The sequence below is a fragment of the Ferrimonas sp. YIN67 genome (genome assembly GCF_057219095.1).
In genome coordinates, this window is sequence record NZ_JBXVVJ010000002.1 from 559,425 (window position 1) to 571,623 (window position 12,199).

The following is a 12,199-nucleotide window of genomic DNA, read 5'->3' on the forward strand; positions in this document are numbered from 1 at the left end:
CACCATGAGTCTGATCACACGCCTGTCCCAGCACTTGGATGAATTGCAGCACCTGAGCAAGAGTGGCGGGATCGCCCTGGCCCTGCTGGCCGTGCTGACGGTTGCAGGGGGTGGTGCCTATTGGCTGGCCAACACCCTGCTGATTGCCGGACTCTTGCTGCTGGCGACCAATCTGATCCTGACGATACTGATCTGGATCCAGGCATTTCTGCCCCAACCCGCCTACCAGCAAGAAGCGCCCGATGACTGGCGCCAAGATCAGCGCCCGCCTCTCCTCCATGAGGTGCCCGACAACCGGGAAGTGGCTCACTCCCAAGCCTGTTGCTGCTAAGCCCAATCCCTACCTCCTCCCCACCTGCTGCAGGGACCGTCGATACGGTCCCTGTTTTCGTTGTGTACTCATAAATGCTGCGGTTTGAAACGGCCGGAGGCTTGGGCTCACTGGCGTGTCACTCGCTTTGTCGCGCCAACGACGGCAGCCAAGGGGGCCACGATGCACAGCGGCGAGCGATAGGCAACAGGCCGCCGCTTACGGTTTCAGGTTTTCGGCCCGAGGCTTACTTCTGCCCTTGAGCCGGGCCGCCATCCCCTGATTATTACCGTATTGCAAAAGTCATTTGCACTCTAGGCGGATTATCATCTTTCCAGCTCTCAATATAATGGCCCCCATCGAGACGGTGACGCCCCCCTGCGACACCGCACCTTTTCTTAGTGAAACTCCAAGGAGAGTGACATGACTGCACAAACCCTCAAGTCCAAAGCCGCCGTTGCCTGGGGTCCGGGTCAACCTCTGTCCATCGAAACCGTGGACGTGGCACCGCCCAAGGCCGGTGAAGTGCGTGTGAAGATGGTTGCCACCGGCGTCTGCCACACCGACGCCTTCACCCTCTCTGGCGACGATCCGGAAGGGATCTTCCCCGCCATCCTGGGCCACGAAGGCGGTGGCATCGTCGAATCTGTCGGCGAAGGCGTCACCAGCGTGAAAGTGGGCGATCACGTGATCCCTCTGTACACCCCGGAATGTGGCGAGTGTAAGTTCTGTAAGTCGGGCAAAACCAACCTGTGTCAGAAGATCCGGGAGACCCAAGGCAAAGGCCTGATGCCAGATGGCACCACCCGCTTCTCCAAAGATGGTGAGCCGATCTACCACTACATGGGCACCTCCACCTTCTCCGAGTACACCGTACTGCCGGAAATTGCCGTGGCGAAAGTGAACCCGGAAGCGCCATTGGAAGAGGTGTGCCTGCTGGGTTGTGGCGTCACCACTGGCATGGGCGCCGTGGCCAACACCGCCAACGTTCAGCCCGGTGACACCGTGGCCGTCTTCGGCCTGGGTGGCATTGGTCTGTCCGCCATCATAGGGGCGGCCATGGCCAAAGCCGGTCGGATCATCGCCATCGACATCAACGAGAGCAAGTTCGATCTGGCCCGCAAACTGGGTGCCACCGACTGTGTCAACCCGAAAGACTATGACAAGCCAATCCAGGAAGTGATCGTTGAGATGACCGACGGCGGCGTGGACTACTCCTTCGAGTGCATCGGTAATGTGCACGTGATGCGCAGTGCCCTGGAGTGCTGCCACAAAGGTTGGGGTGAGTCCGTGATCATCGGGGTGGCCGGGGCCGGTCAGGAGATCAGCACCCGTCCCTTCCAACTGGTCACTGGCCGCGTCTGGAAAGGCTCCGCCTTCGGTGGCGTGAAGGGTCGCTCCCAGTTGCCGGACTATGTCGAGCGCTACATGGCCGGCGAATTCAAGCTGGATGACTTTATCACCCATACCATGGGTCTGGATCAGGTCAACGACGCCTTCGATCTCATGCACGAAGGCAAGAGCATCCGCACCGTGATCCACTTCGACAAGTAAGACTCCACCGAACCTGTCTGTTCGACGGCAAGGCCCAGGCCTTGCCGTCTCATTTTTCGATCCCCCTCGTTTTACTACAAGGGAGGGAGCCAAAACCATGCAACTGAATTCCTACGCAGGCCTTGAGCCGCTGGGCTGCAACAAAAGCTTTGGTGGCTGGCACAAGCAATATCGCCACCGTAGCGAAGTGCTCAACTGTGACATGCGCTTCGCCATCTACCTGCCGCCCCAGGCCAGTGCCGTCAATCCGGTACCTGTACTCTACTGGCTGTCGGGCCTTACCTGTACCGACGAAAACTTCATGCAGAAAGCCGGTGCCCAGCGCATTGCCGCTGAGCTTGGCATTGCCATCGTGGCCCCGGACACCAGTCCCCGTGGCGAAACGGTCGCCAACGACGACGGCTACGATCTCGGCCAGGGTGCAGGCTTCTATGTCAATGCCACCCAGGCGCCTTGGAACCGCCACTTTCACATGGATGACTATGTGATGCAGGAGTTGCCCAAACTGATTGAAGCCACCTTTCCGGTGACCCAAACTAAGGCGATCTCCGGCCACTCCATGGGCGGCCATGGTGCCCTGACGCTGGCGTTGCGCAACCCGGGGGTCTTTTCCTCGGTCTCGGCATTTAGCCCCATCAGTAATCCGGTCAACGTGCCCTGGGGTCAAAAGGCCCTCGCCAGCTACCTGGGGAACAATCCCAAACAGTGGGCCCAATACGATGCCAGCTTGCTGATCCGCGCAGCCGAGCCCGAGCAGTTTGTGCCAACCCTGGTGAGCCAAGGTAACAAGGATGAATTTTTGCAAAGCCAGCTGCAGCCGGAGAAACTCTCCGCCGCCGCCAGTGCCAGTGGTTACCCCCTGACTCTGGAGCGACACGATGGCTTCGATCACAGCTACTACTTTATCGCCAGCTTTATCGAGCAGCACCTGCGCTTCCACGCCCGGCATCTGGCTGGCTGATGAAGGCTTCCTCGACAAGAAAAGGCACGCCCGTTAACGGAGCGTGCCTTAGTCGTACCCGGTACCGGATCATTAACGCGATATCGACCACCATGACAGCAAACGAACGTCTGCGCCTAACCCAAGCCTACGAAGGCGAAATCTATGGGCTCGCCTTTTTCCAGACCCTGCTTGACGCCAGCCAGGATCCCACTCATCGGGCCCTGTGGCGCACCCTGCTTACCGTGGAGCAAACCACCGCCAATAGGCTCTACCCCACTCTCCATCGCTCCGGCGCCCTCGTTTCACTGGATCTCGGTCAATTAGCAGCCCGGGGCCAAAAAGACGCACAACAATGGCAGTCGCTGCCCTGGCTGGAGCTGATGACCACCTTGGCACACTGGGCCTGCCCCTATGAATCTCGCTACCGTCGATGGGCCGAGCAAAGCAGTGAGTCCCACGCCCTGTTTCAACTCCTGGCGGATCATGAGAGCGCTATACTGGCGGCCTTTGAAGCGGCTGCACGACGGCAGGATCCGCTGCCCCCACTGCACGCATTTCTTAACCACTATTCTCAATAAGCCATTCCGGGACCCGGAACAGGGACAACCCGGCACGGAGACATTCCCCAAGAGCTTGAGCCAAAGTCGTTATTGGAGCGACATTTCAAAGACCAACCGCTCCGCCGCACTGGGGAACTCCAGTGTGGCCTCCAAGCAGCACTGCGCCCCGTCCCACTTGGCCTGGCCCACCACCGCCTTGTTTTGCCCTTGAGCCTGCTGCAGCAGCAACTGGTACTGGGCATCCGCAGTCTGGGCATTTTTCGCCTCGATCCGCAGACCCATCACCCTGTCCTGCTCCTGGATCACCGCCCCGATCTCGACATGGCCATCATCACTGTCAGAGGTGGTGTTCTTATCGATGTTTTCCATGAGTTCGCCTCACTTCGCGCCGGTTAAAAACACCCAGTATAGATCCTGAGATCTGGCCTCAAACAATTTGGGGTCAGAGTAAAAACTCCCCACACCCAATTAACTGCCCCCGACCCCATCCCCATAGTTTTTACTCTGACCCCAAACTCCACTGTCTGGGCGAACGTCCCATCGCTTTCTTAAACATGGTGATAAAGGCGCTGACCGAGTCATACCCCAACTGACCGGCGATCACCTGCACACTGTCTCCTGAATTCAACCCCGCCAAGGCATGGTGTAGTTGGCGACGCTGACGCCACTGTCCAAAGGTCAGCCCCGTTCGGATCCGGATCCGACGGGCCAGGGTACGTTCGCTCATGGACAAGCGGCTGGCCCATTGCGCCAGGGTGCGGCGATCAGCGGGATCCTCCAGCCAGTGGGTGGCGAGCTGCGCCAGCAGCGGATCGGACGGTATGGTGAAATCCATCGGGGCCGGTGGCAACTGCATCAGCAGATCAAGCAACACCCGGATCTGTCTGGCCGTGGCGGGTTCCGGCCGCCCCTGCTGAGGTTGTTGTACCAAGTGCAACACCAGCTCTCGGACCAAAGGAGTCATCATCAAGGTCCCCGGCTGGGCAGGCAAGCCTGCCAGTCCAGGCTTAAGGAAGAGGAAGCAAAAACGACTGTGCGCCGAAGCACAATTGCTGTGGGGCAGATCCGGCGGGATCCACATGGCACAGTGGGTCGGGACCATCCAAAGGCTCTCCGCCACTTCACAGGTCATCGATCCCTCCAGAGGGATCACCCACTGGCCGCTGGGATGCTGATGCGTCAGCGATCTCCGGCTTTGCTGCTCGGCCTGTTCACAAAACGCAAACAGGGGACGCAAAGAGAAATCGGTGGGATTCAACAGAGACAATCAGATTGACCGATTTTAGTGATTTTTTGTCATGTTAGCGAAATCATTACCCACCAACAAGGCGTAGGATCGCCCTACCCTACTTCGACTTTCCACCGCTATGCCGTCCATTATTCAACGCCACCCTGTGTGGGCAATTTCAGGGATCATACTCCTGGCCGCCAGCTTGCGTGCCCCCATCACCGCCATTGGTCCCCTGCTTGAACCCCTTGGCGCCATGCACGCCCTCTCCGCCAGCACCGCTGGCCTGCTGGCCAGCCTGCCCCTCCTGGCTTTTGCCCTGCTGTCACCCTTAGCGCCCCCGGTAGCACGCGGGCTTGGGATCGAGCCCACACTGCTATTGGCGTTGTTGATCATGCTCTTTGGGATCGCACTGCGCTCCAGCGGAAGTGCCGCCGCCCTGTTTGCTGGCACGGCACTGCTCGGTAGCGGTATCGCCTTGGGCAACGTCCTGCTTCCCGCCCTGCTAAAACTGCAATACCCAGGCCGGATCCCGTTGATCACCGCTGGCTATACATTGGTCATGGGGCTCAGTGCCACCCTGGCATCGATCGTGATCATCCCCCTGGCCGAGTCCAGCACACCGACCCATGCCCTGCTGTTCCTGGGCGCACTGCCCCTGATGGCTGTGCTGATCTGGTGGCCAAGGATCTGGCAGCCTGACAATAGCCAGCTCCAACTGAGCCCAGCCGTCAGTAAAACGATATCGGTTTGGCGCTCTGCCACCGCCTGGTACCTCGCCCTGTTTATGGCGCTGGGCTCCGTCACCTTTCACGTGATCAATACCTGGCTACCGGCCCTTTTGTTCGAGCAGGGCCTCTCTGCCTCGCAGGCAGGCGAACTGCATGGCCTGCTGCACCTATGCGGTGCCGTAGCGGGCGTGGCACTGCCTATCCTGCTCAGCCGTGGCTATACACAGGGTTGGCTGATCCTGGCGGCCAACTTGCTGGTGCTCATTGGTCTGGGGGGCTTGTGGCTGAATACAAACAGCGCCGGGCTTTGGATCATGCTGATCGGTGCCGGGACCGGTATGAACCTGGTCCTAGGCCTCTCCTTTATCGCCCTTCGTGCCAACGGACCGATGCACGCCGCCGCCCTGTCCGGTATGACACAGTTCATTAGCTACCTATTGGCAGCCTCAGGACCTGTGATCTTTGGTTGGCTATTCGAGATCACTCTGAGCTGGCACAACTTGCTGCCGCTGCTTATGGCCCTGATTCTCTTCGCTGCACTGTTCGGACTGCTCTCCTGCAACACCGCCCAACCCGCGGTTGACTGCCCCGCTAAAAGCAATTTGGGGTCAGAGTAAAAACTCCCCACACCAAATCGGCTTACGCCGACCCCATCCCCATAGTTTTTACTCTGACCCCAAACTCTACAAAAAAGCCGAGTCCTTATGGACTCGGCTGTCATGACTCTATGCCACTATCTCTGCAAGGGTTACTGGCTCAACAGGCCCAAGGACTGCAGGAACACAATAGTGATCGCGATCGGCGCCAGATAACGGACACAAGCCAACCAGATCTTGTGCACCAGCACATTGCCACCCAGCATATCGAGGGAGATCTGACGGGACACACACCAGCCTGCAAACACTGCGATGGCCAGGCCACCCAGAGGCAGCATCACTTTTTCGGTCAGTTGGTCCAGACCATCGAAGTAGCTCATGCCCAACCACTCGGGCGAGGCCCATTCGGCACCGGCAAAAGAGTAGATGGTCAGCAGGCTCATCAAGGCCAGCACGGTACCCACGATCAGCACACTGTTCACACGGCTCAGATTGGTGATCTCTCTAAATCGCACGACGGTGGACTCGATCAGGGAGATCCCGGAAGTGAACGCCGCCACAACCACCATCAGGAAGAACAGGCCACCGACGATCTGACCCATAGGCATGCTGCCGAAGGCGATCGGTACGGAGTGGAACAGCAGGCCAGGGCCGGCACCTGGCTCCAGGCCATTGGCAAACACAATCGGGAAGATCGCCAAGCCGGCCATCAGGGCTACCACGGTATCCAGCAAGGCGATCTGCACCGACGTCTTGGCGATGGAGGTGCCTTCCGGCAGGTAAGCGCCGTACATGATCACGATCCCGGACGCCAGAGACAGGGTGAAGAAGCTGTGGCCCACAGCAACCAGAACACTGGTCCAGGTTAACTTGGAGAAATCCGGGGCGAACATGAACTGTACCGCCTGGCCGAACTCACCGGTGATCGCCGCGTAGATCACCAGTATGGACAGGAGCACAAACAAAATCGGCATCATCTTGCTGACCGCCGCTTCCAGGCCATTGCGCAGACCACGAGATACCACGAAAGTGATCGCGCCGATCATCACGAAGCTCACCAGCAGCAGGCTGGAGGGCGAGGAGAGCAAACCACCAAACATCTCACCGATCTGCTCGGCGTCTTTGCCTGTAAACTGACCAGTGAAGCCAAACCAGGTATAGGCCACGGCCCAACCGGCGATCACCACGTAAAAGGAGAGGATCAAAAAGCCCGCCAGGGATCCCGTGGTCCCAACAATGGACCACAACTTGTTCCCGCCGGACGCCTCGGCGATGGCCGCAACCGACTTGGCCGGAGATCGACGACCAAACTTACCGATCAGCGCTTCGGACATCAGCACTGGCAGGCCGATCAAGGCAATACACAGCAGGTATACCAAAACAAAGGCACCACCACCGTGCTCTCCCATGATGTAGGGAAAACGCCAAATGTTGCCCAATCCCACGGCAGAGCCGGTCATCGCCAATACATATACCATGCGGCTGGACCACTGGCTTTCCGCCGCCTGTCCCGCCTTTCTTCCCAGACTTATAGTCGCTTCTGACATCTTATATTCCTGTTTTATAAGTAGTTCTTTTCAGGTTGTGGACAGGAATACCACCGAGTGACCCACCTGGCAAATGACATATCGCTGCGAAACCTGGGCGTAGACAGCACAATCCTCTGCACAACAAGGCCATGTACTGGCTGACCATTACACCGATACAGCGTGACAGCGTGATCCGCCAGGGATCCTTCCCTTCGTGGCAGATGTCACTTTCTCTGCGAATTGAGACGTTTGCTTGCTTTTTCCTCGGCCTGACCACATCAATCACTGCGGAGTCGCGATTCTCTATGCCTTTGTCTCGCCTGCGGCTGAATACAAAAGGGATATCCCTTTGCCGAGAAGCCCAATTGGTGTTCAGAGCTTAATGCCCCCGTTCGGCTTAACCAGCATTGTTACTACTGAGTAAAGGTAATTTGCAATTTTGCAGGATTATCATTTTTAGCGTGTGCAATAAAATACGGCCCATCAATTACGAATGAGGTGTTCACAATGAGCTGGCTGTTTCTCTTCCTTGGTGTGGTGGCCGAGGCCCTGTCCCACGTCGCGCTCAAGGCAACCGACGGCTTCAGTCGGCCACTCCCGGCAGCACTGGTGCTGCTGGGCCATCTCTCGGCGTTCCTGTTCCTTGGACAGGCCATGAAGGGGCTGCCCGTGGGGGTGGTGCATGCGCTATGGGCGGGACTGGCTATCCTGGTGGTCACCCTACTTTCGACCTTTATCTATCGCCAACACCTGGACACGTCAGTCTGGCTGGGCATGGTGCTGATCGCCATCGGGGTCATGATCGTCAACCTGTCCCAAGGCCACAGCCACTGAGATCCGGGGCACTTGCGGTCACCACGTTCTACCCTTTGCAACACAGGTGACTGTCCCGACAAACCGTTTCTGTGCCGCCGAAGCCTTCGACGGCCCACTAAAAATACATTTTATCGGAGGTTTTCGATGAGTAAGATCCTAGTGATCGGCGGCGGCGCCGGCGGGATGGAGTTGCTGAAGAAATTGAGCAAACTGGGCAAGCGTGGCAAGGCCGAGATCACCCTGGTGGACGTGGCGGATCACCATATCTGGAAACCACTGCTGCATGAGCTGGCCACCGGGAGCCTGGATGAAGGCATGAACGCCGTCGACTATCGCGTTCATGGCAGCCTCAACGGCTATCGCTTTGAACAGGGCGCACTGGCGGGGATCGACCGCGTCGCCCGCAAGGTATTCCTGGCACCACTGCGCGACGACCAGGGCGTTGAAGTCCTGCCCGAGCGCACCCTGGATTACGACTACCTGGTGATCGGGATCGGAGCCGTGACCAATGACTTCGGCATTCCTGGAGTGAGAGAGCACGCCTATTCCCTGGATCTGACCAGCCAGGCGATGATCCTGCGTGAGCGGATCCAGCAGACCTTCCTCAAATACACCCATGGTGTGGCGGAGAAACCACAGTTTAATATGGCCATTGTCGGCGCCGGGGCAACCGGTGTGGAGATGGCCGCCGAGATGCATCACATGGTGGAGACTCTGCGCGACTATGGTTACGAGTTGGACGAGTCCATTCTCAACATTACAGTGATCGAAGCCGCCGAATCGGTCATGCCAGCGCTGGATAAGGGCCACCTGCGTCGGGCCGTGGGCGATCAGCTGGCGGCATTGGGCGTGAACGTACGCACCGAAACCCGCATCACCGAAGTGACCGCCGACGGCCTGAAAACCGCCGAGGGGGAGGTTATCCCATCGGATCTGACCCTATGGGCAGCGGGCGTAAAAGCGCCGGAAGTTCTGGCCACCTTAGGTCTGGAGAATCATCCCAGCAATCAGCTGGTGATCGAAGCGAATGGCCGCACCAGTGACGATCCTCGGATCTTCTCCTTTGGCGACTGTGCACCAACCCCACAGGCCGACGGCAGCTGGACCCCACCCCGCGGCCAGGTTGCTCGCCAGATGGCGCTGCTGATCGGCGACAATCTTATCCGTCTTTTGAAGGACGATAAGGCGACACTGAAAGAGTATGTCTACAAAGATCTGGGATCCTTTGTGAACCTGTCCCGCTTCCACACCGTGGGCAACATGTTCTCTTTCCTGCGCGGAGGCCTGGCAGTGGCCGGCTGCCCGGCCCGCTTTGTCTATGCCTCCCTGTATCGGCGGCACCTGATCGCCCTGCATGGGCCGATTAAAGGCAGCTTATTGCTGATGCTTAACGGCTTGCAACGCCTGGTTCGGCCTCAGCTCAAGCTTTGGTAGCGTCGCGACTGGCCGTCGCCTCATCAGCCCCTACGGACTCCGTTTCCGACTGGGGCTGAGTTGCTTCGCTATCTTGGCCCTCGACCTGTGCCCCCGCACTATGGATCCCGTCAACCGCAAGATAATTAAGGAGTTGGCCGATCCCCTCCTTATCTTGGACGGCCACGCCGAGGACCAGATAGCCGGTACCCGTAGAGGTTTGCTTTTTGATCTCACCAGCCATCTCGATCGCCTTCTCGTTGCTCGTGGGCAAACTGACGGTAATGGTGATCTTGTCCAGGTGAAGGGGGGCCTTGGGATCCGGCCAGGGAGTCTTGAGACGCAGGCCACCATCGGACACATCAATGATCAAGGCACCGTAACTTTGCGCGGGCTCCCCACCCTCTGCCCCGGATCCACTGCTTTGACAGAAATTGGCGGGAATGCTGGTGCTGATCCGCTGAGTCTGGCGCAGGGCGAAACGCTGAACCTCCTTGGGATAACTGAGGAACACCAGGGTTTTGGGCGTCGTGGTGATCACCTTAATGATACTTCGAAAGGCGATGCACTGGCCCGCCTCCCCCTCGATGATCGCACGCACAATACAGGGCATCCCACTGGCCAGCACATCCCCATGGGATTGCTTGACCTGAGCCGAGACGGAGATGATCAAAAAACTGCCTTCATCCACCCCGATCAATCGGCATTTGATCCGGGAGCGGGAGACATGAACAAATTGGAGATCAACGATGTCACCACAACGCATTTGGCGGATCGCCACCTTGGCGTCATGCAGGAGATCGGTACTGGGATCAGATTGAGATTTCGCATCCATTCGGGAACAGGCTCCATGCTCGGTCAATGCATCCATCTATGATAAAGAGTAGACAGAACATTGAAAACATTTCAAAGAAAAGTCATTACCCAGGACAAGTTGGCCGGTAAAGCGATGCTCCGGCTTATGGCCATAACCCCAATCGGAGCCGGAGGATAGATCATGGCAGGAGGGTTTAGTAAAGACGGTGCCGTTCAGGAACAGATCGACGCTTCCATCGACGATGCCATTGAGCAGATCCGCGCCCGAAATGTGCGTCAGGCACAAGCCAGTGCCCTGGAATGTGACGAGTGCCAGGAGCCCATCCCGGAAGCACGACGAACCGCCCTGCCCGGGGTTCGCCTATGCGTTCATTGCCAGGCACAAGAGGATGAGGCGCAGGCATTAACCCGGCTATACAACCGGCGGGGAAGCAAAGACAGCCAGCTTCGCTGAGCCATAGGGCACAATTTCCTCTATGGTTTATCTACCCACCACAACCGTAAGAGAATCCGCTATGACCGACAAGTTCATCAAGTCTCGCGCCGCCATCGCCTGGGGTCCCAAGCAACCCCTATCCGTGGAAGAAGTGGATGTCATGCTGCCACGAAAAGGGGAGGTTTTGGTGCGGATCCTCGCCACCGGCGTGTGCCACACAGACGCCTTTACCCTGTCTGGGGAGGATCCGGAAGGGATCTTCCCGGCCATCCTAGGCCATGAAGGGGGCGGGATTGTCGAGCAGGTGGGCGAAGGGGTTACCGGTCTCGCCGTCGGCGACCATGTGATCCCCCTCTACACCCCGGAGTGCGGTGAATGCAAATTCTGCCTTTCCGGCAAAACCAACCTGTGTCAGAAGATCCGGGAGACCCAGGGCAAAGGCCTGATGCCCGACGGCACCACCCGCTTCTATAAAGACGGCAAACCCATCTTCCACTACATGGGTTGCTCCACTTTCTCCGAATACACAGTGTTACCGGAGATCTCACTGGCCAAGGTAAACAAGAGTGCCCCGCTGGAGGAGGTCTGCCTGCTGGGCTGTGGCGTGACCACCGGAATGGGAGCCGTGCTGAAGACCGCTAAGGTGCAACCGGGCGATACCGTGGCCGTCTTCGGCCTGGGGGGAATTGGCCTCTCTGCCATCATTGGCGCCACCATGGCCAAGGCCGGCCGGATCATCGGCATCGATCTGAACGAAAGTAAGTTTGAATTGGCCCGCAAGCTGGGCGCGACCGACTGCATTAACCCGAGCAAATACGATAAGCCGATCCAGGAGGTGATCGTCGAACTCACCGACGGCGGCGTGGACTACTCCTTCGAGTGCATCGGTAATGTGCACGTCATGCGCAGTGCCCTGGAGTGCTGCCACAAAGGTTGGGGTGAGTCCGTGATCATCGGGGTGGCCGGGGCCGGTCAGGAGATCAGCACCCGCCCCTTCCAACTGGTCACAGGGCGCGTCTGGAAAGGCTCCGCCTTCGGTGGCGTGAAGGGTCGCTCCGAGTTACCCGAACTGGTCGAAGACTATCTCGATGGTAAGTTCAAACTGGATGACTTTATCACCCATACCATGGGCCTGGACCAGATCAACCATGCGTTTGATTTGATGCACAAAGGGGAAAGTATCCGTTCAGTGATCCATTACGACCGATAAACACCGTGCAGGCAGAAACCGTCAGGTTTCTGCCTGCCCCTTTCTCATCACCGGCTC

General features: G+C 58.3%; 13 protein-coding genes. 9 read left to right on the forward strand and 4 right to left on the reverse strand.

Annotated features, from left to right (window positions below; all coding sequences use genetic code 11):
• Positions 1-4: 4 nt before the first annotated feature.
• The 4 genes from AC2D8U_RS06205 (at position 5) to AC2D8U_RS06220 (ending at position 3,385) form a co-directional block, all read left to right on the forward strand.
• Positions 5-331 carry a hypothetical protein gene (locus AC2D8U_RS06205; protein WP_484618184.1) on the forward strand — a complete coding sequence of 109 codons (327 nt, stop codon included), beginning with the start codon at positions 5-7 and terminating at the stop codon, positions 329-331.
• A gap of 402 nt (positions 332-733) precedes the next feature.
• Positions 734-1,864: an S-(hydroxymethyl)glutathione dehydrogenase/class III alcohol dehydrogenase gene (locus AC2D8U_RS06210; RefSeq protein WP_484618185.1), complete on the forward strand. Its 1,131-nt coding sequence runs from the start codon at positions 734-736 to the stop codon at positions 1,862-1,864.
• Between the two features lie 97 nt (positions 1,865-1,961).
• Positions 1,962-2,825, forward strand: coding sequence for an S-formylglutathione hydrolase (fghA, locus tag AC2D8U_RS06215; RefSeq protein WP_484618186.1), 864 nt, complete (start codon positions 1,962-1,964; stop codon positions 2,823-2,825).
• A 92-nt stretch (positions 2,826-2,917) separates the two neighbouring features.
• On the forward strand, positions 2,918-3,385 hold the full coding sequence (locus tag AC2D8U_RS06220) for a hypothetical protein (RefSeq protein ID WP_484618187.1): 468 nt from the start codon (positions 2,918-2,920) through the stop codon (positions 3,383-3,385).
• 69 nt (positions 3,386-3,454) lie between these two features.
• Here AC2D8U_RS06220 and AC2D8U_RS06225 read toward each other — a convergent pair whose 3' ends face one another.
• Together AC2D8U_RS06225 and AC2D8U_RS06230 are read right to left on the reverse strand one after the other, a co-directional pair.
• A complete protein-coding gene (locus AC2D8U_RS06225; protein WP_484618188.1) occupies positions 3,455-3,736 on the reverse strand; it encodes a DUF406 family protein in 282 nt (93 codons plus the stop codon).
• A 130-nt stretch (positions 3,737-3,866) separates the two neighbouring features.
• Positions 3,867-4,634: an AraC family transcriptional regulator gene (locus AC2D8U_RS06230; protein ID WP_484618189.1), complete on the reverse strand. Its 768-nt coding sequence runs from the start codon at positions 4,632-4,634 to the stop codon at positions 3,867-3,869.
• Between the two features lie 100 nt (positions 4,635-4,734).
• On the opposite strand from AC2D8U_RS06230, the gene AC2D8U_RS06235 reads away from it, so the two are divergent.
• Entirely contained in the window at positions 4,735-5,943 is a 1,209-nt protein-coding gene (locus AC2D8U_RS06235; RefSeq protein ID WP_484618190.1) for an MFS transporter, read from the forward strand.
• A gap of 131 nt (positions 5,944-6,074) precedes the next feature.
• Here AC2D8U_RS06235 and AC2D8U_RS06240 read toward each other — a convergent pair whose 3' ends face one another.
• Positions 6,075-7,469: a sodium-dependent transporter gene (locus tag AC2D8U_RS06240; RefSeq protein WP_484618191.1), complete on the reverse strand. Its 1,395-nt coding sequence runs from the start codon at positions 7,467-7,469 to the stop codon at positions 6,075-6,077.
• A gap of 489 nt (positions 7,470-7,958) precedes the next feature.
• Here AC2D8U_RS06240 and AC2D8U_RS06245 point away from each other — a divergent pair, with 489 nt between their 5' ends.
• Positions 7,959-8,285, forward strand: coding sequence for a DMT family transporter (locus AC2D8U_RS06245; protein ID WP_484618192.1), 327 nt, complete (start codon positions 7,959-7,961; stop codon positions 8,283-8,285).
• 126 nt (positions 8,286-8,411) lie between these two features.
• A complete protein-coding gene (locus AC2D8U_RS06250; protein ID WP_484618193.1) occupies positions 8,412-9,701 on the forward strand; it encodes an NAD(P)/FAD-dependent oxidoreductase in 1,290 nt (429 codons plus the stop codon).
• Here the strand turns inward: AC2D8U_RS06250 and AC2D8U_RS06255 are convergent.
• The gene (locus AC2D8U_RS06255) at positions 9,688-10,515 is read right to left on the reverse strand and encodes a flagellar brake domain-containing protein (RefSeq protein WP_484618194.1); all 828 of its coding nucleotides are present in this window, start codon (positions 10,513-10,515) and stop codon (positions 9,688-9,690) included. The genes AC2D8U_RS06250 and AC2D8U_RS06255 overlap by 14 nt on opposite strands.
• A 162-nt stretch (positions 10,516-10,677) precedes the next feature.
• On the opposite strand from AC2D8U_RS06255, the gene AC2D8U_RS06260 reads away from it, so the two are divergent.
• Both AC2D8U_RS06260 and AC2D8U_RS06265 read left to right on the forward strand, forming a co-directional pair.
• Positions 10,678-10,950, forward strand: coding sequence for a DksA/TraR family C4-type zinc finger protein (locus tag AC2D8U_RS06260; protein WP_484618195.1), 273 nt, complete (start codon positions 10,678-10,680; stop codon positions 10,948-10,950).
• Positions 10,951-11,011: 61 nt separating this feature from the next.
• A complete protein-coding gene (locus AC2D8U_RS06265) occupies positions 11,012-12,142 on the forward strand; it encodes an S-(hydroxymethyl)glutathione dehydrogenase/class III alcohol dehydrogenase (RefSeq protein ID WP_484618196.1) in 1,131 nt (376 codons plus the stop codon).
• Positions 12,143-12,199 lie beyond the last annotated feature (57 nt).

What these genes read in the sequence shown, in the direction of transcription:
- AC2D8U_RS06205 (WP_484618184.1), top strand. Translation starts at nt 5, where the DNA reads ATGAGTCTGATCACACGCCTGTCCCAGCACTTGGATGAATTGCAGCAC.
- AC2D8U_RS06210 (WP_484618185.1), top strand. Translation starts at nt 734, where the DNA reads ATGACTGCACAAACCCTCAAGTCCAAAGCCGCCGTTGCCTGGGGTCCG.
- fghA (WP_484618186.1), top strand. Translation starts at nt 1,962, where the DNA reads ATGCAACTGAATTCCTACGCAGGCCTTGAGCCGCTGGGCTGCAACAAA.
- AC2D8U_RS06220 (WP_484618187.1), top strand. Translation starts at nt 2,918, where the DNA reads ATGACAGCAAACGAACGTCTGCGCCTAACCCAAGCCTACGAAGGCGAA.
- AC2D8U_RS06225 (WP_484618188.1), bottom strand. Translation starts at nt 3,736, where the DNA reads ATGGAAAACATCGATAAGAACACCACCTCTGACAGTGATGATGGCCAT.
- AC2D8U_RS06235 (WP_484618190.1), top strand. Translation starts at nt 4,735, where the DNA reads ATGCCGTCCATTATTCAACGCCACCCTGTGTGGGCAATTTCAGGGATC.
- AC2D8U_RS06240 (WP_484618191.1), bottom strand. Translation starts at nt 7,469, where the DNA reads ATGTCAGAAGCGACTATAAGTCTGGGAAGAAAGGCGGGACAGGCGGCG.
- AC2D8U_RS06245 (WP_484618192.1), top strand. Translation starts at nt 7,959, where the DNA reads ATGAGCTGGCTGTTTCTCTTCCTTGGTGTGGTGGCCGAGGCCCTGTCC.
- AC2D8U_RS06250 (WP_484618193.1), top strand. Translation starts at nt 8,412, where the DNA reads ATGAGTAAGATCCTAGTGATCGGCGGCGGCGCCGGCGGGATGGAGTTG.
- AC2D8U_RS06255 (WP_484618194.1), bottom strand. Translation starts at nt 10,515, where the DNA reads ATGGATGCGAAATCTCAATCTGATCCCAGTACCGATCTCCTGCATGAC.
- AC2D8U_RS06260 (WP_484618195.1), top strand. Translation starts at nt 10,678, where the DNA reads ATGGCAGGAGGGTTTAGTAAAGACGGTGCCGTTCAGGAACAGATCGAC.
- AC2D8U_RS06265 (WP_484618196.1), top strand. Translation starts at nt 11,012, where the DNA reads ATGACCGACAAGTTCATCAAGTCTCGCGCCGCCATCGCCTGGGGTCCC.